The 20,336-nt window shown below is 66.7% G+C and carries 18 protein-coding genes; 6 read left to right on the top strand and 12 right to left on the bottom strand.

What is annotated here, in order from left to right:
* Positions 1-15: 15 nt before the first annotated feature.
* Entirely contained in the window at positions 16-1,266 is a 1,251-nt protein-coding gene (gene kynU, locus OIK44_RS00295) for a kynureninase (RefSeq protein WP_273668652.1), read from the bottom strand.
* A 157-nt stretch (positions 1,267-1,423) separates the two neighbouring features.
* On the opposite strand from kynU, the gene OIK44_RS00290 reads away from it, so the two are divergent.
* Positions 1,424-1,903, top strand: a complete 480-nt coding sequence (locus tag OIK44_RS00290; RefSeq protein ID WP_273668651.1) for an Lrp/AsnC family transcriptional regulator — start codon at positions 1,424-1,426, stop codon at positions 1,901-1,903.
* Between the two features lie 16 nt (positions 1,904-1,919).
* Here the strand turns inward: OIK44_RS00290 and maiA are convergent, their stop codons facing one another.
* From maiA to OIK44_RS00275, 3 genes are read right to left on the bottom strand one after another with little or no spacing between them, the layout of a single operon-like run.
* The gene (maiA, locus tag OIK44_RS00285; protein ID WP_273668650.1) at positions 1,920-2,564 is read right to left on the bottom strand and encodes a maleylacetoacetate isomerase; all 645 of its coding nucleotides are present in this window, start codon (positions 2,562-2,564) and stop codon (positions 1,920-1,922) included.
* Position 2,565: 1 nt separating this feature from the next.
* A complete protein-coding gene (locus OIK44_RS00280; RefSeq protein WP_273668649.1) occupies positions 2,566-3,588 on the bottom strand; it encodes a fumarylacetoacetate hydrolase family protein in 1,023 nt (340 codons plus the stop codon).
* 10 nt (positions 3,589-3,598) lie between these two features.
* A complete protein-coding gene (locus tag OIK44_RS00275) occupies positions 3,599-4,132 on the bottom strand; it encodes a VOC family protein (RefSeq protein ID WP_273668648.1) in 534 nt (177 codons plus the stop codon).
* A gap of 117 nt (positions 4,133-4,249) precedes the next feature.
* Here OIK44_RS00275 and OIK44_RS00270 point away from each other — a divergent pair, with 117 nt between their 5' ends.
* The 5 genes from OIK44_RS00270 to OIK44_RS00250 all read left to right on the top strand — a co-directional run bounded on the left by OIK44_RS00270 (position 4,250) and on the right by OIK44_RS00250 (position 9,854).
* The gene (locus OIK44_RS00270) at positions 4,250-5,173 is read left to right on the top strand and encodes a LysR family transcriptional regulator (RefSeq protein WP_273668647.1); all 924 of its coding nucleotides are present in this window, start codon (positions 4,250-4,252) and stop codon (positions 5,171-5,173) included.
* Positions 5,174-5,340: 167 nt separating this feature from the next.
* Complete coding sequence (locus OIK44_RS00265) at positions 5,341-5,823, top strand: hypothetical protein (protein ID WP_273668646.1); 483 nt, start codon at positions 5,341-5,343, stop codon at positions 5,821-5,823.
* Positions 5,824-5,901: 78 nt separating this feature from the next.
* Positions 5,902-6,801 carry a hypothetical protein gene (locus OIK44_RS00260; RefSeq protein WP_273668645.1) on the top strand — a complete coding sequence of 300 codons (900 nt, stop codon included), beginning with the start codon at positions 5,902-5,904 and terminating at the stop codon, positions 6,799-6,801.
* Positions 6,802-7,164: 363 nt separating this feature from the next.
* Positions 7,165-9,123, top strand: a complete 1,959-nt coding sequence (locus OIK44_RS00255; protein WP_273668644.1) for a TonB-dependent receptor — start codon at positions 7,165-7,167, stop codon at positions 9,121-9,123.
* A gap of 128 nt (positions 9,124-9,251) precedes the next feature.
* A complete protein-coding gene (locus OIK44_RS00250; RefSeq protein WP_273668643.1) occupies positions 9,252-9,854 on the top strand; it encodes a gamma-glutamylcyclotransferase in 603 nt (200 codons plus the stop codon).
* Positions 9,855-9,895: 41 nt separating this feature from the next.
* On the opposite strand, the gene OIK44_RS00245 is transcribed toward OIK44_RS00250, so the two are convergent.
* The 8 genes from OIK44_RS00245 to tssC form a co-directional block, all read right to left on the bottom strand.
* Positions 9,896-11,029 carry a PA0069 family radical SAM protein gene (locus OIK44_RS00245; protein WP_273668642.1) on the bottom strand — a complete coding sequence of 378 codons (1,134 nt, stop codon included), beginning with the start codon at positions 11,027-11,029 and terminating at the stop codon, positions 9,896-9,898.
* A 92-nt stretch (positions 11,030-11,121) separates the two neighbouring features.
* Positions 11,122-11,760 (bottom strand): tRNA-uridine aminocarboxypropyltransferase, encoded by a 639-nt coding sequence (locus OIK44_RS00240; RefSeq protein WP_273668641.1) that lies wholly within the window; start codon positions 11,758-11,760, stop codon positions 11,122-11,124.
* A gap of 91 nt (positions 11,761-11,851) precedes the next feature.
* On the bottom strand, positions 11,852-13,522 hold the full coding sequence (locus OIK44_RS00235; protein ID WP_273668640.1) for a methyl-accepting chemotaxis protein: 1,671 nt from the start codon (positions 13,520-13,522) through the stop codon (positions 11,852-11,854).
* Between the two features lie 132 nt (positions 13,523-13,654).
* Positions 13,655-14,476, bottom strand: a complete 822-nt coding sequence (locus OIK44_RS00230) for a substrate-binding periplasmic protein (protein ID WP_273668639.1) — start codon at positions 14,474-14,476, stop codon at positions 13,655-13,657.
* A 134-nt stretch (positions 14,477-14,610) separates the two neighbouring features.
* Complete coding sequence (gene tssA, locus OIK44_RS00225) at positions 14,611-15,639, bottom strand: type VI secretion system protein TssA (RefSeq protein ID WP_273668638.1); 1,029 nt, start codon at positions 15,637-15,639, stop codon at positions 14,611-14,613.
* 14 nt (positions 15,640-15,653) lie between these two features.
* Positions 15,654-18,278 carry a type VI secretion system ATPase TssH gene (gene tssH, locus OIK44_RS00220; RefSeq protein WP_273668637.1) on the bottom strand — a complete coding sequence of 875 codons (2,625 nt, stop codon included), beginning with the start codon at positions 18,276-18,278 and terminating at the stop codon, positions 15,654-15,656.
* A 44-nt stretch (positions 18,279-18,322) separates the two neighbouring features.
* Positions 18,323-18,814 (bottom strand): Hcp family type VI secretion system effector, encoded by a 492-nt coding sequence (locus tag OIK44_RS00215; protein WP_273668636.1) that lies wholly within the window; start codon positions 18,812-18,814, stop codon positions 18,323-18,325.
* A gap of 36 nt (positions 18,815-18,850) precedes the next feature.
* Positions 18,851-20,335, bottom strand: a complete 1,485-nt coding sequence (gene tssC, locus OIK44_RS00210; RefSeq protein WP_273668635.1) for a type VI secretion system contractile sheath large subunit — start codon at positions 20,333-20,335, stop codon at positions 18,851-18,853.
* Between the last annotated feature and the right edge of the window lies 1 nt (position 20,336).

Here is a 20,336-nt window from a genome sequence, read left to right as displayed (position 1 = left end):
TGTTCTCCCCCCCCCTCAGGTGACGGCGCCGCGGGCGGCGTCGATCTGGTAATCACCCTCGTCGAGGATGCGCTTGAGCGTCTGCACGGCGCCCCACACTTCGCTGTAGCTGGTGTACAGCGGCGTGAAGCCGAAGCGCATCACGTGCGGCTCGCGGTAGTCGCCGATGACGCCGTGGGCGATCAGCGACTGCATCACCGCGTAGCCGTGCCGGTGGCTGAAGCTGACGTGGCTGCCGCGTTCGGCGTGGGCCAGCGGGGTCACCAGTTCCAGGCCGTGCGCGCCGCAATGTTCTTCGACGAGGGCGATGAACAGGTCGCTCAGCGCCAGCGACTTGCGGCGCAGCGCCGCCATCGTCACCAGGTCGAAGACGTCGAGGCCGCATTCGATCAGCGCCAGCGAGGCGATCGGCTGGGTGCCGCACATGGCGCGGCGGATGCCGGCGGCCGGCACGAAGGACGCTTGCATGGCGAACGGCTGGCGGTGCGCCCACCAACCCGACAGCGGCTGGCTGAAATCGGCCTGGTGGCGCTCCGGCACCCAGATGAAGGCCGGCGCGCCGGGGCCGCCGTTCAGGTATTTATAGGTGCAGCCGACGGCGAAGTCGGCCTGCGCCGCCCGCAGGTCGACCTCGACCGCGCCGGCCGAATGGGCCAGGTCCCAGATCATCAAGGCGCCGGCTTCGTGCGCCTGGGCCGTGACGGCCGGCATGTCGAACATGCGGCCGGTGCGGTAGTTGACGTGGGTGAGCATGACGACGGCGACGTCGTCGTGCAGCGCGGCCGGCAACTGGTCCCAGGAGTCGAGCAGTTGCAGCGTGTAGCCGCGGTCCAGCCACTCGATGATTCCCTGCGCCATGTAGATGTCGGTGGGAAAGCTGTCGCGCTCGGTGACGATGGTGCGCCGCTGCGCCCGTTCCGGATGGTTCGCCTGCAGCTTGATGGCCGCCGCCAGCGCCTTGAACAGGTTGACCGAGGTGGAGTCGGTGATGACGACCTCACCCTTGCCGGCGCCGACCAGCGGCGCCAGCTTGTCGCCTAGGCGGCTGGGCAAGTCGTACCAGCCGGCCGTGTTCCAGCTGCAGATGAGGCCATCGCCCCACTCCGCTTCCAGCACGTCGTGGGCGCGCCGCAGCGCCGCCTTCGGACGGGCGCCCAGGGAGTTGCCGTCGAGGTAGGTGATGCCGGCGGGCAGCGAGAACTGGCCGCGCAGCGCGGCCAGCGGGTCGGCGGCGTCGAGCGCCAGGCAGTCGTGTTGTGTCGTCATGAAAAATCTCCTGTATATGGCCGGAAGGGCCTGTTTGTTGCGTGACAGGAGTATTTTAGGGGAAGGCGGCGCGGTTTTTTCTGCAAAAGCGAGCGCCATTTCTTCCATATTTCGCATATTATTCTGATTACACAATCAAAATAAGAGAATAATTCGAATGAACCTCGACGCGATCGATTTCGCCATTTTGAAGGCGCTGCAGCAGGATGGCCGTATCAGCAACCTGAAGCTGGCGGAGAAGGTGTGCCTGTCGCCGTCGGCCTGCTTGCGCCGCGTCGGCATGCTGGAGCAGTCCGGCGTCATCCAGGGTTACACGGCGCAACTCGACGCCGGCATGCTGGGGCTGGAGGTGGAAGCGTTCGTGATGATTACGATGCGCCGCGACGTCGAGCACTGGCATGAGCAATTCGTCGCCGCGCTGCAGAACATGGACGAGGTGGTCGGTTCGCATATTGTCACGGGCGAGGCGAACTACCTGCTGCGGGTGCGCGCCCGCAACCTCAAGCATTACTCCGATTTCGTGCTGGAGAAGCTCTACAAGATTGCCGGCGTGCTCGACATCCGCTCCTACATGGTGCTGCAAACCATAGGCGAAAGCGCCGTGCTCGGCGAGCCGGCGGCGGCCGGCAAGGCGTGAGCGGCGGCGCCGGCGCTTACTCGGCGTCGGGCTGCCGCGCCGGGTGGGCGGCGATGAAGGCCGGGTGCGCGGCGCAGCGCGCGTGGATGCGCGCCACGGTCGGGTAGGCCGCCAGGTCGAGCTCGAAGCGCTCGGCGTTAAAAGCCTGCGGCTCCAGGCAGCAGTCGGCCAGCGTCGGCGTGTCGCCGTGGCAGAATTCGCCCGTGCCCGGATTGCCCGCCAGCAGCGCTTCGAGCGTCGCCAAGCCCTCGGCCAGCCAGTGCCGATACCAGACCATCTTCACCTCATCGGACACGCCCAGCGTGTGCTTGAGGTATTTCAGCACGCGCAGATTGGTCAGCGGATGGGTGTCGGCGGCCACCGTCAGCGCCAGCGCCCGCACGCGCGCGCGGCCCAGCGCGTCGGCCGGCAGCAGCGGCGCGCCCGGATGGATCTCGTCGAGGTATTCGAGGATGGCCAGCGACTGCGTCAGCGTCGCGCCGCCGTCTTGCAGCGAGGGGATCAGCGCGGCCGGGTTGACGCTGCGGTAGCTGTCCTGCAGTTGCTCGCCGCCGCCGCGCAGCAGGTGCACCGGCACCGCCTCATAGGGCAGCCCCTTCAGGTTCAGCCCGATGCGCACGCGGTAGGCGGCGGAGCTGCGGAAGTAGGTGTAGAGCTTCATGTCAGCGCCGGCCGGGGTAAGGCGCAACCGTCTGCTCGATGGCGCCGAAGATGCTGGCGCCGGCGGCGTCGAACATTTCGATGCGCACGCTGTCGCCGTATTTCAGGAAACCGGTGGTCGGCGCGCCGCCTTCGATGGTTTCATACATGCGCACTTCGGCCAGGCAGCCGTAGCCGACGCCGCCGTTTTCAATGCTCGATCCGTGCAGGTTGCCCTGCTTGTTCGACACGGTGCCGGAGCCGATGATGCTGCCGGCCGCCAGTTCGCGCGTCTTGGCCGCGTGCGCCACCAGTTGGGCGAAGTCGAAGGTCATGTCTTCGCCGGCGTTCGGCTTGCCGAACGGGCGGCCGCTCAGTTGCACCATGAGCGGCAGGTGCAGCTTGTTGCCGGCCCAGTGGCTGCCCAGCTCGTCCGGCGTGACGGCCACCGGCGAGAAGGCGCTGGCCGCCTTCGACTGGAAGAAGCCGAAGCCCTTCAACAGTTCGGCGGGGATCAGGTTGCGCAGCGAGACGTCGTTCACCAGCAGCACCAGGCGGATGGCCTTGGCCGCGTCGGCCGGGCTGGCGCCCATCGCCACGTCGGCCGTGATGACGGCCACTTCCGCTTCCAGGTCGATGCCCCACTCTTCCGACTGGGCGTAGATCGGGTCGCGCGGGCCGATGAAGCTGTCCGAGCCGCCCTGGTACATCAGCGGGTCGGTGTAGAACGAGGCCGGCACTTCGGCATTGCGCGCCTTGCGCACCAGTTCGACGTGGTTGATGTAGGCCGAGCCGTCGGCCCACTGGTAGGCGCGCGGCAGCGGCGAGTGGCACAGGCGCTCGTCGAACGCCTGCGCATGCGCCGCCGTGCCGGCGTTCAGGGCCGCGTACAACTGTTCCAGCCGGGGCGCCAGCGCGTCCCAGTCGTCCAGCGCCGCCTGCAGATTGGGCGCCACCGCGGCGGCGCTCACGTATTGGGTCAGGTCGCGGCTGACCACGACCAGCGCGCCGTCGCGGCTCGCGTTTTTTAAAGTTGCCAGTTTCATCGTTGTCCTTTTATTCTGCGCTCGGGGCGTGCATCCAGGCGGCGTGCTTGGGCGCCCGGCGGGTTTGCGACCATTCTTCCAGCATCTCCCACTTGACGTCGTCGAGCTTTTTCATCATCTCCGGCGTCGCGGTGTTGGCCGCCAGCTCCAGGCGGTGGCCGTTCGGGTCGAAGAAGTAGATCGAGTGGAAGATCGCGTGGCTGATGGGGCCGAGCACGTCGATGCCGGCCGCCACCAGGCGCTCCTTGGCCGCCAGCAGGTCGGCCATGCTGTCCACTTCCAGCGCCAGGTGCTGCACCCAGGCCGGGGTGTTGCGGTCGCGGTCCATGGGCGGCTGGGTCGGCAGCTCGAAGAAGGCCAGCACGTTGCCGTGGCCGGCGTCGAGGAACACGTGCATATAGGGGTCCGGCGCCTTGGTCGAGGGCACCAGGTCTTCGGCGATGGCCAGCACGAAGTCCATGTTCAAGTGCTTGACGTACCATTCGACGGTCTGTTTGGCGTCGATGCAGCGGTACGCGACGTGGTGTATCTGCTTGATTTTCATCTGTTTGTCTCCGGTGAGTCCATCCGATGTGGGGCCGCCACATGCATTTTCACCATTAGAATCGACTTCCAGCTATCATACAAACAATATTTTTCCATTGATATATCGGATTAACTTATGAGTCCCAGCCTGCGCCAGATGCGCGCCTTCGTCGCCCTCGCCAAAACCGGCAGCTTCACGCTGGCCGCCGAGTATCTGCATGTCACCCAGTCGGCCTTGAGCGGCCTGATCAAGGAGCTGGAGCAGGTGCTGGGCGTGCGCGTGGTCGAGCGCAGCACGCGCAAGACCCAGTTGTCCGAGCTGGGCCGCGAGCTCTATCCGCTGTTCGACAAGATGATCCAGGACCTCGACGGCGCGATGCTCGACATCGCCAACCGCAAGGCGCTGAAGAAGGGCATGGTGCGCATCGCCGCGCCGCAGATGATGTCGTGCACGCTGTTGCCGGAGGTGATAGCCGCCTACCGGCTGGCCCATCCCGAGGTGCAGGTGCAACTGGTCGATTGCCCGGTCGAGCACGTGTCCGGGCGGGTCTTCAGCGGCGAGGTCGACTTCGGCATCGGCCCGGAGCGCGACCCGACGGCGGAAATCGCCGCGCAACTGCTGTTCGAGATGCCCTTCGTGCTGGTGTTCCCGAACCAGCATCCGCTGCAACAGAAGGCCCGCGTCACCTGGGCCGACGTCAACGACTACCCCTTCATCGCGCTGCAGGGCCAGTTCACCGAACGCCTGCTGCGCGACATGCACATCGCCTTCCGCGACCTGTCGCTCAAGCCTTACAACGAGGTGACCTTCATGACGACGGCGCTGGCCATGGTCAGCGCCAGGCTCGGCATCACCGCCTGCCTGCCCTATGCCGAGCCGATGGTCAAACTGTATGGCCTGCAGATGCGCCTGCTGCACGAGCCGGAGCTGACGCGCCGCTTCTTCGTCTACACCAAGACGGCGCGCTCGCCGTCGCCGGCGGCGGAAAGCTTCATCGCCTTTCTCGTCAAATTCGTCGAAACGCACGAGTGGAATGTCACCGTGCCGCCGCCGGCCTGAGCCCTCCCCCGTTAAGCCCCGTCAAAAAATGTCATGATTTCGTCACGAAAACGTGTTATTTTTGCATTGCATAAAAAACAATCTCTTGGGCGCCGGTAAGTGACTTTCTTGATTGCAATCGTACTTGCGCCCGCTCATTGCCAACCGATACGACAAGGGGAACGTCATTGAATAAATTGATCATTGCTCTGTACCTGATGAGCCAAACGATGTACGCCGTGGCCGACGGCCGCAGCGATTGCGATGCGGCGGCCGGCGAATTCCTGAGCGCCAGCGTGGTCAGCGCTCCGAAATTCGCCCGCGCAAAACAGACGATCAAGGGCATCAAGCTGTCGCACACGCATATCAACGTGCGGCCCGACGGCGACAGCCGCGTCTACGACGTGGCCATGAGCAACGTCTATGCGCGCGACTACGTCAGGAACGCCAACAACATACCGAAATCGCTGGCGGCCTTGCGCACTGGCGATAAGCTGGAACTGTGCGGCAAGCTCTACACCAGCGGCCTGGGCATCCATTGGGTCCATAGCAACTGCAATATCACGCCGGACGCCGAGCATCCCGACGGCTCCGTCAAGAAAGTGCTCGCCGACGGCAGCACCGGCGAGAATCTGCAGTCCAGCCAGGCTTACTGCTATTTGTGGAATTAAGCGGCGCGCCGCGCCGAACCGCCTTGCCGCGATTGCCCGCCCGGGATCGCGGCAGGGCCTCACCTTGACGGACTTGATGTGAATCGCATTGACCGCTATCTGCTGAGCGCCGCCGCCGCAACCTGCGCCGTCGGCATCTATGTCGCCGCCGCGCCCGATAGCGCGGTGGCCGCGCCGCCGGCGCCGGAAGCCGCGCCCGCCTCCGCCCCGCCGGCCGCCCGGTTTGCCGGCCCGATGGCGCGCGACGGCAATCCCTTCGCGCTGGGCGCGCCGCCGGCGGACGGGGATGCCGCCGCCGAGAATCCGGAGGCTGCCGGCGTGCTGGGCCGGAATGGCCGCGCGGTGGATTTCGGCGGACTCAGCGCCGCGCAATTCATTGCCAAATGGAGCGCGGCGGCCCGCGCCGGCAACGCCGAAGCGGCCTACCAGATTTATCAGGCTGAATCCGTCTGCGCCAACAACGACGAGCCGCTCGCCGACTACGAGAACGACAGCGAACGGGCGGCATTTTTGCGCGAGCGCGCCAGCGCGCAAAAAATCTGCGCCGGCGTCAGCCCCGCGCAGGTGCAGGAACGCCTGCATTTTCTGGCGCTCGCCGCGCGCGCCGGCGTGACCGCGGCGCAAATCGATTTTTTCACCGAAGGCCCATACGGCCGCTCGCTGCATCCGGGCAGCAACGGCGCCGACCCGCTGGTGCAGCAATGGAACAAGGACGCCTTGGCGAATCTGCAGGCCGCCGCGGCGGGCGGCGAGCCATTCGCGCTGGCCCTGCTGGCCGACGTCTACAACAACGGCCAGCTGCTGCCGCGCAACGCGAAGATGGCGCTCGCCTACACGGTCGCCGACGCGACGGCCCGCCATGTAGCATGGTCGCAGACGCAACTACGCCGGCGTTTCGGCACGCAAATCTCCGACGCGGACTTCCAGGACGCGCTGCAAACAGGCGCGCAAATGGGCCGCGAGTGCTGCCAAAAATAGCGCAGCAACCACGGCGCGCATGCGCCCGGAGGCGTCCGTGAGCGACATGGCCCGGTTTCGTTGCAATTTCACAACACCTCATTGTTGCGAATAATTATCATTCTCATTGACATAAAGTATCCGCACGGCTATGCTTTTGCTTAACCGTCAGTTAAGTTTTCGCCCAGGAAATATGCCATTCAGGCCAGCGCAATGCAGCTGATTTCCGCCGGTTTCTGACGCTTTTCCCACCTAGCCACTGCAAGCCCATCAATGACAATCTACCGCACCACGCTCAAACCCATGCCCGCGCTGATATCAGCGCTTTTTTTTGTCGCCGCCACAGCCCGGGCTGAAGCGACGGCCACCTTGCCGCAAGTCGAAGTGCGCGCCCAATCCATGGGCGGCGCCGCCTTGAGCCAGGGCGCGACCAAAACCAACAGCAGCCTGCTGGAGACGCCGCAGGCCGTCAGCATCGTCACCCAGGACAGCCTGCGCAAGCGCGGCGCCCTGAGCAGCAAGGACGCGCTGGAGTATGTCAGCAGCGTGGTGGCCGGGCAAGGCGAAGGCCGGCGCGACGAGTTCTACATCCGCGGCTTCTATTCGCTGCGCGACGCCAGCCTCGACGGCGTGCGCGACGACAATCTGTACACCCGCGACCTGGCCACGACCGAGCAGATCGAGGTGATCAAGGGCGCCGCGGCCGCCTTGTACGGGCGCGGCTCGGCCGGCGGCCTGATCAACCGCGTCAGCAAGAAACCGAAGGCCGGCCAGGCCAGCGAAGTGACGGCCACGCTCGGCTCGCACCGCGAGCGCCGCGTCAGCGTCGACGTCGGCGCCGCGCTCAAGGATGGCGTGAACACGCGCCTGATCGGTGTCTATGACGCCGGCGACAGCTACCGCGACGTGGTGCAGCATACCCGCAAGCTGATCGCGCCGTCCCTCGCCTTCAAGGTCGACGCGCAAACCCATCTGCTGCTGCAGGCGGAAGTGCAGCGCGAAGACCGCACGCCGGACCGTGGCGTGCCGTCGCTGAACGGGCGTCCGCTGGGCGTGCCGGCCGGCACCTTCTACGGCGAGCGCTACGACTACACCAAGACCGACAGCGAAATGCTCAAGGCCAGCGTGGATCACCACTTCAACGATCAACTGAAGATCAACAACACGCTGCAATACAGCCATACCGACCTGAGCGGCGCGAACACGCGCAGCCGCAGCGTCAAGGTCGGCGCCGACAAGGCCGAGGTGCTGCGCCAGATCACCTATTTCCCGCAGAAGCAGCGCAATGTCATCAACCAGACCGAGCTGACCTATGCGCTGCAACAGCACACCATCCTGATGGGGCTGGAGCTGTCGAAGCAGGAACGCGACGTCTACACCGGCCAGACCGCGATCGATTTTCCCGTCGACCTGTCCGCGCCGCGACACCTGCTGGCGCAGCCTGACTTCAAGGCGCTGCCCAAGACGCTCGATAACACCTTTGTCGCCAAGACGCAGGCTCTGTATCTGCAAGACCAGTTGAGCCTGGGCGCGCAGTGGAAAGCCTTGCTCGGCGTGCGTTTCGACCGTTTTCAGCAGGAACAGACCAATCACCTGAACAAAAATACGGTCAGCCAGCGCACCGACCACGTCACTTCGCCGCGCCTGGGCCTGGTCTATCAACCTGAAGAAAACCAATCCCTGTATCTGAACCTGAGCCGCTCCTACCAGCCGGGCGGCGGCGACCTTTTATACACGGGCAACATGCCGTTGGCGCAGGTGAAACCGCTGCAGACGGACTTGCAGGAAATCGGCTACAAGCGCGACTGGATGGGCAAGCGCTTCTACACCACCATCGCGTTGTTCCGCATCGAGCAGCGCAACCAGCTGACACGCGACAGCAACGATTCGCTACGCCAGTTGCAAGTGGGTAAGCAGCGCAATCAGGGCATCGAACTGGAATTGCAAGGCACACTGTGGCAAGGCGCGCGCATCAACAGCAGTTACACTTACAACGACGCGCGCATCGTCGCCTCGAACGATATCCGTCCTGGCAACCGCGCCGAAATGACGGCGCGCCACCGTGCCAGCATCTGGCTGGACCAGGCGTTGACGCAAACCTACAGCGCCGGCTTCGGCGTGCTGGCCAACAGCGATCAATTCGCCCTGTCCGACAATGCCGTGCGCCTGCCCGGCTATGTGCGCATGGACCTTGCCCTCAACTACCACCAGAAAAGCTACGACGTCAAACTGAAGGTCAACAACCTCGGCAACACCCGCCACTACGAATCGGCGATCAACAACGTCCAGATTCAACCCGGCGCGCCGCGCGGCATCAACCTGACGCTGAGCAGCCGCTTCTAAGTCCGCGCAACACCAGGGCAGACAGCCGTGGCCGGTCCCGCCGGGTCGACCACGGTTTTTTATCGCCGTTTTTGTTGCCTTATAATTGAGGCACCACCACCCGGCGGCAACCTTCCCTTCTGCACATCATGAGTACCCAAGCAACCCACGGCAGCACCGACACCATCGCGGCCAACAAACTGATGGATCGATTCGACGGACACCACAGCGTTTGGCTGTTCGCTTACGGTTCGCTGATCTACAAAACAGATTTCCCCTTCATCGAACGGCGCCCGGCCAGCATCGCCAACTGGACGCGGCGCTTTTGGCAAGGTTCGCACGACCACCGCGGCACTGCGGCGGCGCCGGGGCGGGTCGCCACCATCGTGCCGCAGGACGGCGCCGTCTGCCATGGCATGGCCTACCTCGTCACGCCGGAGGAGTTCGCCCACCTCGACCACCGCGAAAAGAACGGCTACCTGCGCCTGGCCACCGACATCGCCTTCGAAGATGGCAGCCGGGTCGAGGGCCTGGTCTACATTGCCACGGCCGAGAACGGTGCCTTTCTCGGCGCCGCGTCCGAGCTGGACATCGCGCGCCACATCGCCCGCTCGGCCGGGCCAAGCGGCCCCAACAGCGAGTACCTGCTCCGTCTGGCCGACGCGCTGCGCCAGCTTGGCAAGGCCGACCCGCATGTGTTCGCCATTGAGCGCCACCTTGCGCAATTGGGCGGCGTCGACGCGGCAGATTAAGCCGGCCGTGCTTGCCAAGCTGCGCTGCGCCACGGGTGGCATCAGAACAGATCGAGTTGTCCGTCCGGCGGCGTCCTCGCCCTGGCGCCCAGCGGCGGCGGCACCGGCGGGCGCTTGAACTGCGAGGCGTCGAGTTGCTTGAAGCGACTGCTCCGGGCGGCGTTCAGGCCGTAGCGCTGCGTGGCCTTGTCGAAGCGCTGCCGTATCAGATCGGCCCACACGCCTTCGCCACGCATGCGCGAGGCGTAGCTGCTGTCGTAATCCTTCCCGCCGCGCATGTCGCGCACGCGGTTCATCACGCGCTGGGCCCGGTCGGGAAAATGCGCCTGCAACCATTGCTGGAACAGGGGATTGACTTCCCACGGCAGGCGCAACACGACGTAGTGGGCGTGCACCGCGCCGGCCTCGCTGACGGCCTCAAGCAGACGCTCCAGTTCCGGTTCCGTAATGAAGGGGATCACCGGCGCAATGCTGACGCCGACCGGGATGCCCGCGTCCGTCAGCGTGCGGATGGTGCGCAGGCGGCGCGCGGGCGCAGCCGCGCGCGGTTCCAGTGTGCGCGCGATGGCCGGGTCCAGCGTCGTGAGGGTGACGGCGACGACGGCCTGGCGCTTCGCCGCCATCGCCGCCAGCAAGTCGATATCGCGCTCGATCAGCGCGGACTTGGTGATCAGCGCGACCGGATGCTCGCATTCATGCAGCACTTCCAGCACGCGCCGGGTCAGCCGGCGCTCGCGTTCGCAAGGCTGGTAGGCGTCGGTGCTGACGCCGAGCGCAATCGGCTCGGGCACATAAGATGGCCTGGCCAACTCGCGCCGCAGCAGTTCCGGCGCGTTCACCTTGGCGAAGATTTTGCTCTCGAAGTCGAGCCCCGGCGACAGCCCCAGATAGCTGTGGGTGGGCCGGGCAAAGCAGTAGATACAGCCGTGCTCGCAGCCGCGATAGGGGTTCAGCGAGACGTTGAACGGCAGGTCGGGCGAAGCATTGCGGGTCAAGATGGTTTTGGCTTGCTCATCGGTGACCTGGGTCCGCCACGCCGGCGCGCCGGCATCGGCATCGTCGTCGTGGCTCCAGCCGTCGTCGAAGTCTTCGCGCGCCTGCTTCTCGTAGCGGCCCTGCAGGTTCGATACGGCGCCGCGGCCTTTCTGCGCCCTTATCGCTGGCGGCGGCAGCATGACCTGCCCTTCCGCATCATCGTCATACTCCGCCATAGCGCCCCCAAGCACTGTATATATAAACAGTATTCTATGCCGCCGGCGCGGCAAGATCAAGGCGTCTCCGGCGTTCCTTCGGGAGTCCGGCTGAGGTAGCGCAATTGCTGGGCCACGAAACTGTCGAAGGCGCCGATCAGCGGCTCAAAGCGGGCCGGCTCCCGTTCCAGCTGCATCAGGGCATAGCAGCTTGCTTCCAGCGTCGACAACTGGTCCGCCGCGTGGGCCTTGCGGATCAGGTAGTGCGACGGCGGCGTGTCGCGCAGCGGCAGGCGCGGCAGTTGTTGCAGCAGCGGATTCAGGTAGAGCATCTTGCGGCTCTTGCGCCAGGTGCCGTCGAGCACCACCAGGCGCAGCGCCGCCGGGTCCTCGCGCCAGACTGCCTCGAATGGCGGCGGCGCCGGCAGGCCCAGCGCCTGTTCGCCGGCCGTGTCGGGATACAGCAACACGCTGCGTTTGCCCGCCAGCAGTGGCGCCAGCACCGCCGGGTCGAAGGTTTCGCCAACCAGCAGCGTGCTGCCCGGCAGGCTCAAATGCAGTAAACGGGCGCTGCCCTTGGCATTCGCCACTTCCAGCGGGTGTTGCAGGATCAGCACGTCGACGGCGTGCGGCACCACCGCGATGCAGCCGCAGATGCAGCTTTGCTGTGGACGGAGGCACTGGGGGCAGGTGGGACGTTTGGTGCTGGCGGTCATGGCGGGTCGGAGGGCGGCCGCCGGTGTGGCGGGAAGCGCCGATTGTAGCCGCCCCGGCCCGCCGGCGGTGGCGGCGGGCCGAAAAAAACGCTTAGAACGTTTCCCAGTCTTCCGCGCCGGCGTTCACGGCAAGGCGCCGGGACGCCGGCGCCCGCGGCGCGGCGCGGGCGGGTTGCGGCGCGCGCGCCGCCGTTGGTTTCAGGGCCTGCACGGGCGCACGCGTGGCGTCGAGCTTGAACAGGCGCACCACCTCCTCCAGCTTGACCGCCTGTTCCTGCATGGATTCGGCGGCGGCCGCCGCCTCTTCGACCAGCGCCGCGTTTTGCTGGGTCGCCTGGTCCATCTGGCCGATCGCCTGGTTCACCTGTTCGATGCCGATGCGCTGTTCGTCGCTGGCGTCGGTGATCTGGTTCATGATGCCGGTCACGTGGCCGATGCTGGTGACGATCTCGTCCATGGTGCGGCCGGCCTTGTCGACCAGTTGCGAACCGGCTTCGACCTTTTGCACGGAATCGTCGATCAATTCCTTGATTTCCTTGGCCGCCGCGGCCGAGCGCTGCGCCAGGTTGCGCACTTCGCTGGCGACGACGGCGAAGCCGCGGCCCTGCTCGCCGGCCCGGGCCGCCTCGACGGCCGCGTTCAAGGCCAGGATATTCGTCTGGAAAGCGATGGCGTCGATGACGCTGATGATGTCGACGATTTTGCGCGAGGAGTCGTTGATCGAGCCCATCGTGCTGACGACGTCGGCCACCACGGCGCCGCCCTTGCTGGCGATGGCCGAGGCGTCGATGGCCAGCTGGTTGGCGCTGCGGGCGTTGTCGGCGTTCAGTTTCACGGTCGCCGTCAATTCCTCCATCGACGAGGCGGTTTCCTCCAGCGTGCCGGCCTGCTGCTCGGTGCGCGCCGACAAGTCGGCGTTGCCGACGGCGATTTGGCCCGAGGCCGTGCCGATCGCCTCGGTGCCCGCGCGCACCTGGCTGACGATGTCGACCAGGTTGCCGTTCATTTGTTTGAGCGCCTTCATCAACTGCCCCGTTTCATCGTTGCCGGCGGCGGCGATGTCGGTGCTCAGGTCGCCCGTCGAGACGGCCTGGGCAACCAGGACGGCGCGCCGGATCGGCCCGGTGATCGAGCGCGTGATCCACAGCGCGCAGCCGAGGCCCAGCAGCACCGCCGCCGCGCCCAGCGCCAGCAACAGATTGCGGCCGCTGTCGTATTGTTGGCGGATCTCGTCGGCGGCGCGGTCCAGCGCGTTCTTTTGCGCCTCGGCCAGCTGGGCCATGTTGCCAAGGTAGCGGTCGCGCTTGGCGATCAGTTCGCCGTCGAACAATTGCTTGCCCAATTCCATATTGCCCTCGGCCTTGGCCTTGAACACGGCCTTGCGCACGTCGGCATACCCTTGGCGCGCGCCCAGCACGTCGCGGTACAGCGCCTTCGTGGCCGGGTCCTGCAGCGTCTCGCCTAGCAGGTCTTGCAACACCGTGGCGCGCGCCGAGCTCTGCTTCATCTCCGCCTCGAAAGCCTGCTGGGCGGCGGCGTCGCTGACCTTCCACGCGGCCGAGGTCCGGGCGGCGTTGACCTCGATCAGTTTGACCCACTCGGCCACATGGCGCTCGTCGCGGACCTTGACCTTGACCAACTCGTCCGTCATCTCGCTGGCGCTTTGCATGCGCGCAATGCTGATGGCCGTCAATGCCAACAGCAGCAGCAACACCGCGGCGAAGCCGAGCCCGAGACGCGCACCGATTTTAAGATTGTTCATGAAGCCTTCCTTGTCTCCAAATATGCCAACACAGCCTGGCGGCCGCACCAATTTGCTGCCGATTGTGTTCGCATTTTGAAAATATTGCAACCGGGCAATTGCAACAGAGTGGAAGACTGGGGGACGGGTGGCTTACTTCAACAGAAAGTTGCTGACCATATCCTTGATTTCGCCGCTGCGCTTCATGTCGCGGATCACCGCGTTGAATTTGAGGAAAAAATCGTCGCGGAACGGGTATTGCGCCGGTTCCAAGGCCGTGTAGCCGAGGTGACCCTGCTCGGCGCTCAGCTCCACCGTCTCGCTCACGGGCAGCGAGCCGGGCACCATCAATCCCTCTTTTTTGATGCGCGCCACTTCCCACTGGATCGACAGGCGGTCGTTGACATAGCAGTCTATGCGCCCGAGCATCAGCTTGAGCAGATTGGCGCGGCTGCCGTGCGCGGCGTCGGCGCGCAGGCGCCCCGCCTTGACGGCCTCGTCGAACTGTTTGCCGCCGGCCAGAAAGCCGGCGTTCATGCCGACACGCAAGCCGTAATAATCGGCCGGCCAGTTCTTCAGGCCGCGCCTGGCGATCACGTCGGCATTGCAAAAGACCACAAGTTGCTCGGTGAGCATGGGTTCCGAATACTTCATGTAGCGCCGCTCGTCCGGCCGGAAATACGGCGGATACAGGGCGAAGGCCTCGCCTTTTTCCAGCATCAGCACGCCGCGCTTCCACGGCACGGGCGCCAGTTGCACCTGATACTCGGGCAGGCGTTCTAGGGCCTTTTGCATGATCAGCGTGTAGATGCCGGTGAGCTGGCCGTTGTCGACATAGGAATACGGCGGGTAGTGGTCGTCGGCGTAGATGGTGATGCTGACCGGCGCGGCCCAGGCCGGCAGGCAGGCGCAGGCGGCCAGCAGCAGCCAGCGGCCCGGCCGGCGCCGGCGCGTGGGTGCCGGCCGCGCCGGCAAAAGCGCGCACGGGACAGCCGCCGGAACTGAGCTCGTCTTCATTCCGCAAGAGTAGCACGACTGCGGCGCGGCGGCGGGCCAATCGCGCGCATGGTGGCGCGGACGCATCACTGGCGCCAGGCCGGCGGCGCCCCTTAGCCCGGCCCGGCCGCGCCCAGCAACTCGTCGAGCTGGGCGACGACGGCGGGGTCCTTGACGACGGCGCGCAGCCACAGGTGCAGCGGCAGCTCGCCCCAGTCCGCCGCCTTGTCTGCCAGGTAGGCCACCGGACTGTGCGGCTCGGTGCGGCGGAAGAAGGCGGCCACCTGGCGCAACTGCGCCAGCGCCTGGGCGCGGCTTTGTGCGCCGCCGGCCGCGCCGGCCACGCCGCAGGACGTCGCGGCGGCGGCCGGCTCGCCACCGGGCGCCGCCGTCGCCAGCGGCGCGATGCAGTCGATGGCCTGCTGCAGCGCCTCCCTGGCGAGGCCGAAGCCGGGGCCGGCCGCGCCCAGGCGGGCGTCGACGCAGCGTTCCAGCGCCAGCAAAGCCTGCAGGCAGTACTCGGCGTCGGCCAGCAAGGCGTCGTTGAACTGGCGCGAGTTTTGCCGCCGCGCGGCGTCGAACTGGGCCAGGCCGGGGCCGGGACCGTCCCCGGGCGCCGCGCCGCCCCACGGGTCGGCGGCGCCGGCGCCGCCGGCCGCGCGCTGACGCGCCGCGTCATAGTCAGCCAGCGAGTAACTGCCGCCGCTGCCGTCCGTGACGGGGATTTCGCGGATCAGCCGGGGCGAGCGCGTCAGCAGCCAGAACAGATTGCCGATGCGCTGCTCGTATTCGCCGTCGTCCGGCGCCGGGTACAGGCCGTCCCAGTAGTGCTCGCACAAGCCGGCCAGCAGGGTGTAGCCGTCGCCCAGGCCGCGGAAATGGCGCGTCTTGGCGTGCGCCTCGGCCAGCCACACGGCCAGCCGCAGGTCCTTGCTTTTCGATTCGATCAGTTGCGCGCAGCGGCTCGCCACGAAGGGCCAGTCGGCCTCCTTCAGCGCCACCACCCACTCGCCCTGGTCGAGGCTGGGATCGTCGTGGACGCGCGCCCGGGCGATCGCGTCGAGCTCGCTGCTGAACGACAAATCCTCGCCGCACGCCTGCGCCGCGCTGATGGGGTTGAGCAGTTGGGCGATGCTGAACATGGCGTAAGTCCCCCTTACTTGATCGTGTATTTGAACTGGCCCTGGCGGCCGGCGCCGACCTTGATCGTCGAGATGGCCACGCCGTCGGCCATTTTCGCCAGCACCGCCTCGGCGATCTCGGGCAGCAGCGTGCCGTTGAGGATGTGGTCGACGTTGCGCGCGCCGGAATCGACTTCCGTGCAGCGCGCCAGCACCGCCTCGACCAGCGCCTGGTCGTGGCAGAACTCGGCCTGGTGGTGCTCGCGCACGCGCTGCCCGATGCGGTCCAGCTTCAGCGCGACGATCTCGGCCAGCGCCGCGTCGCCCAGCGGGTAGTACGGCACCACGGTCAGGCGCCCCAGCAGCGCCGGCTTGAAGTGCTGCACCAGTTGCGGGCGCAGCAGCCGCTCCAGCTCGGCCGGCTGGGGCAGCGCGTCGTCGGCCTTGTTCAGGCAAGCCTGCATCAGCGCCGCCGAGCCGGTGTTTGCCGTGGCGATGAGGATGGTGTTGCGGAAGTCGACCTCGCGCCCCTCGGCGTCTTCCAGCACGCCCTTGTCGAACACCTGGTAAAACAGTTCGAGCACGTCGGGATGGGCCTTGTCCGCCTCGTCGAGCAGTACCACGCTGTAGGGCGCGCGGCGCACGGCCTCGGTCAGCACGCCGCCCTCGCCGTAGCCGACGTAGCCGGGCGGTGCTCCCTTCAGGCCCGCCACGCTGTGCGCCTCCTGGTACTCGCTCATGTTGATGGTGATGAGCTTGCGCTCGCCGCCGTACAGCAGCTCGGCCAGCGCCAGCGCGGTCTCCGTCTTGCCGACGCCGGACGGGCCGACGAACAGGAACGCGCCCTGCGGCTTGTCCGGATCGTCCAGGTTGGCGCGGGCGCTGCGCACCCGCCGCGCCACCGCCTCGACCGCGTGCGGCTGGCCGACGATGCGCTGCCGCAGCGCGTCGCGCAGGCGCAGCACGGTGCGGATCTCGTCCCTGAGCATCTTCCCCAGCGGGATGCCGGTCCAGCCGGCGACGACGGCGGCGACGGCGTGGCCGTCGACCTCGACCGGCACCAGCGGCGTCTCGCCCTGCAGCTCGGCCAGCTCCTGTTGCAGCGCGCGCAGCGCCACGGCGTCGCCGGTGCCGCCCTGCTCCAGCGCGGCGCGGCGCCGGCCGATCTCGGCGCTGATGGCCTTTTCGCGCTCCCAGCGCAGATTCTGCTGGGCCTGTTCGACCCGCAGCGCGGCGCGCGCCTCGCGCAACTGGCGCAGCCGCGCCGGATGGGCCGCGCCGCCGCTCTCCTCGCGTTCGAGCGCGGCGACTTCCGCGTCGATCTGCCCGAGCCGGCTGGCCGTCGTGTCGATCAGCGCCGGCGTCGCCTCGCGTCCCAGCGCCACCCGGGCGCAGGCCGTGTCGAGCACGCTGACGGCCTTGTCGGGCAGTTGCCGGCCGCTGACGTAGCGGTGCGACAGGCGCACCGCCTCGGTGATGGCGCGGTCCAATATCCGCACCTGGAAATGCCGCTCCATCAGCGGCACCATCGCCCGCAGCATGGCGCACGCCACCTCCTCGCCGGGCTCCTCGACCTTGACGACCTGGAAGCGCCGCGCCAGCGCCGCGTCCTTCTCGAAATACTTCTTGTACTCGCCCCAGGTGGTGGCGGCGATGGTGCGCAGCTCGCCGCGCGCCAGCGCCGGCTTGAGCAGGTTGGCCGCGTCGTTCTGCCCGGCCGCCCCGCCCGCCCCTATCATCATGTGGGCCTCGTCGATGAACAGGATGATCGCGCGCGGGCTTTTCCTGACCTCGTCGATGACGTTTTTCAGGCGGCTTTCGAACTCGCCCTTGACGCTGGCGCCGGCCTGCAGCAGGCCCATGTCGAGGCTGCGGATGTCGACGCCCTGCAGCAGCGCCGGCACCGTGCCGGCGGCGACGCGCAGCGCCAGCCCTTCGACGACGGCGGTCTTGCCGACGCCGGCCTCGCCGGTCAGGATGGGATTGTTCTGGCGCCGCCGCATCAGGATGTCGATCAGTTGGCGGATCTCGCCCTCGCGCCCGACCACGGGGTCGATCCGGCCGTCGCGGGCCAGTTGCGTCAGGCAGGTGGTGAACTGCTCCAGCGCCGGCGTCCTGGCGCCGAGGTGGGCCACCATGTCGCCGACCGGATCGCTCTCGGCCGGCGGCGCGGCGGCCTGCTCCTCCTGCGAGCCGTGGGTGAACTTGTCGAGGTGGTGCTTGAGTTCATCGACGCGGAATTTGCCGAACAGCTTGGAGGCGCGCCCGGCCAGCTGCGCCAGGTCCGGCTCCGTCAGCAAGGCCAGCAGCAAATGGCTGCTGCGGATCTGGTCCGGCTGCGGCATGCCGAGCGAGGCAATCAGCCAGGCGTGCTCGAACAGCGTCGGCAGATGCCTGGAAAACACCGGCGTGCGGGCGCTGCCGGACTTGAAGCCCTCGATTTCGCGCCGCAGGTCGCTCTCCAGCGCGCCCAGGCTGATGTCGCACTTGCGCGCGATGACGACGAAATCGCTGCGCTCCTGCTCCAGCAGCGCCAGGAACAGGTGCTCGATGTCGACCTCGTACTGGCCCAGGCCGACGCAGATGTTGGCGGCGCGGGTGGCCGCCAGGCGGGTCGTGTCGTTCAGCTTGCCGATCAGCGTCTTCAGATTGATGCTCATGCACAGCCTCCTGGGTCGGGTACGGATGCGCCGCGGTGCCGGGCTCAGGCGATGCGGTTGCTCGACAGGTCCCAGCCGCCGGAAGTGTTGCCGCCGGCGCCGCCGGTGATTTTCTGCTGCGTGTATTTCCACTTGACCTTGGAGAACTTGATGCCGACTTCCTCGGACAGGATGTCGCCCTCGCCGACCGAGGGGCTGACGGAGCCGATCAGCACGTTCTCGATTTCGATCTCGAAATACTTGATGCGCTCGCCCTGGCCGTCGGCGCGCATGAACTCGAAACGCGCCTTCGGTATCGTCTTGCCGGCCGAGCAGGTTTGCAGCAGGATGGGCGAGGACAGGTCGGCCAGCTTCGAGATCGCGATGTCGCTGTGCTCGCAGCGCTCGGCCGTGTGGCCGCCGCCGGTGGAGGCCGTGGCCGATTTCGGCTGCGACACATGCCACTGCACCGAGCGGCATTCGATCCAGTCGCGGTGGCGCTCGTCGGTCGACTCGCCCTTGATGCCGTCGATTTGCAGATAGACGTCAATTGCCATGCTGTACTCCTCAAGTGAAAGAATGATCGCGGACGATCAGGAAGCTGTCGATTGCGGCAACTCCGCAACCAGACGGAGGGAAACGGACAGTTCGTCGAGCTGGAAGTGCGGCCGCAGGAAGGAGACGGCGCGGTAGACGCCGGGCCGGCCCGGCACTTCGGCGACTTGCACCGAGGCTTCGCGCAGGGGGAACTGGGCCTTTTGCTCCTGGCTGGCGTTGTCGTCGAGCAGCACGTACTGCATCAGCCAGCGGTTCAGGAAATCCTCGACATTGGCGGCCGCCGTGAAGCTGCCGACCTTGTCGCGCATCATCGCCTTCATGTAGTGGGCGATGCGCGACACGGCGAAGATGTATTGCAGCTGCGACGACAGCACGGCGTTCGCGTTGGCCGAGTCGGAGCTATATTTCTTCGCCTTCTGGGCCGACTGGGCGCCGAAGAAGGCGGCGTAGGCGGTGTTCTTGCAGTGCACCAGCGAAATGAAACCGAGGTCGCTCAACTCCTTTTCGCGCCGGTCCGTGATGGCCACCTCGGCCGGGCATTTCAGCGCCACCTCGCCCTCGTCCGTCTTGAAGGTGTGGGTGGGCAGGTCGTCGACCAGGCCGCCGCCCTCGACGCCGCGGATCGCCGCGCACCAGCCGTAGTCGTCGAAGGCGGCCGTGAGCTTGCTGCCGAAGGCGTAGGCGGCGTTGCACCACAGGTATTTGTGGTGGTCGCTGCCGTCGACGTCCTCGACGAAGTTGAAACCGTCGACGGTCATGCCGTCGACGGGGTTGTACGGCAGCCGGCCAAGGAAGCGCGGCAGCGTCAAGCCCACGTAGCGCGCGTCCTCGCTGTCGCGGAAGGCTTTCCATTTCGAGTATTCCACCGTGTCGAACACCTTGGCCAGGTCGCGCGGCTTGCCCAGGTCGCCGTAAGTCTCCAGGCCGAACAGCTCCGGCGCGGCGGCGGCGATGAAGGGCGCGTGCGCGGCCGCCGCCACGTGCGACATCTGTTCGAGGAAGTAGATGTCCTCGGGCTGGCGCGACAGCGCGAAGTCGCCCAGCAGCGCGGCATAGGGCGCGCCGCCGAAGGTGCCGAACTCCTCCTCGTAGACTTTCTTGAACAGGGCGCTCTGGTCGAACTCCAGCGCCGCCTGGAAGTCCTTCACCAGCTCGCGCTTGCCGACGTTGAGCATGCGGATCTGCAGGCGCTGGCCCGTGCTGGAATTGTCGACCAGATAATTCAGGCCGGTCCAGCTCTGCTCCAGCTGCTGGAAGGCGGGCGCGTGCATCACCGCGCTCAGCTGCGCCGAGATCAGCCGGTCCAGCTCCGCCACGCGGGCGTCCAGCGTCGCCGACAGATTGCCCGACATGAGCACCGCGCCATCCAGCACCTGGCTGACCAGCTCGGCGATGAGGTCGCGGGCGCGCGCATGCTCGGCGCTGGACTTGGCCACCTTGCTCTGCTCGACGATCTCGTCGAGCAGGTCGGGCGCCGCCGCCTCGGCGACGGTGGAAAGCGGGTTCGCTTGTGCCGGCATG

The organism is Janthinobacterium fluminis (assembly GCF_028595325.1).
Taxonomy (GTDB): Bacteria; Pseudomonadota; Gammaproteobacteria; order Burkholderiales; family Burkholderiaceae_D; genus Janthinobacterium; species Janthinobacterium fluminis.
The sequence above is the reverse complement of the archived record's forward strand: the minus strand, read 5'-3'. Positions and strand labels throughout refer to the sequence as shown.

Bases quoted from the DNA above. Each gene is read 5' to 3' on its own strand.
- kynU (WP_273668652.1), bottom strand. From the start codon at position 1,266: ATGACGACACAACACGACTGCCTGGCGCTCGACGCCGCCGACCCGCTG.
- tssH (WP_273668637.1), bottom strand. From the start codon at position 18,278: ATGAGCATCAATCTGAAGACGCTGATCGGCAAGCTGAACGACACGACC.
- OIK44_RS00215 (WP_273668636.1), bottom strand. From the start codon at position 18,814: ATGGCAATTGACGTCTATCTGCAAATCGACGGCATCAAGGGCGAGTCG.
- OIK44_RS00235 (WP_273668640.1), bottom strand. From the start codon at position 13,522: ATGAACAATCTTAAAATCGGTGCGCGTCTCGGGCTCGGCTTCGCCGCG.
- OIK44_RS00270 (WP_273668647.1), top strand. From the start codon at position 4,250: ATGAGTCCCAGCCTGCGCCAGATGCGCGCCTTCGTCGCCCTCGCCAAA.
- tssA (WP_273668638.1), bottom strand. From the start codon at position 15,639: ATGTTCAGCATCGCCCAACTGCTCAACCCCATCAGCGCGGCGCAGGCG.
- tssC (WP_273668635.1), bottom strand. From the start codon at position 20,335: ATGCCGGCACAAGCGAACCCGCTTTCCACCGTCGCCGAGGCGGCGGCG.
- OIK44_RS00275 (WP_273668648.1), bottom strand. From the start codon at position 4,132: ATGAAAATCAAGCAGATACACCACGTCGCGTACCGCTGCATCGACGCC.
- OIK44_RS00280 (WP_273668649.1), bottom strand. From the start codon at position 3,588: ATGAAACTGGCAACTTTAAAAAACGCGAGCCGCGACGGCGCGCTGGTC.
- OIK44_RS00245 (WP_273668642.1), bottom strand. From the start codon at position 11,029: ATGCTGCCGCCGCCAGCGATAAGGGCGCAGAAAGGCCGCGGCGCCGTA.
- OIK44_RS00290 (WP_273668651.1), top strand. From the start codon at position 1,424: ATGAACCTCGACGCGATCGATTTCGCCATTTTGAAGGCGCTGCAGCAG.
- maiA (WP_273668650.1), bottom strand. From the start codon at position 2,564: ATGAAGCTCTACACCTACTTCCGCAGCTCCGCCGCCTACCGCGTGCGC.
- OIK44_RS00240 (WP_273668641.1), bottom strand. From the start codon at position 11,760: ATGACCGCCAGCACCAAACGTCCCACCTGCCCCCAGTGCCTCCGTCCA.
- OIK44_RS00250 (WP_273668643.1), top strand. From the start codon at position 9,252: ATGAGTACCCAAGCAACCCACGGCAGCACCGACACCATCGCGGCCAAC.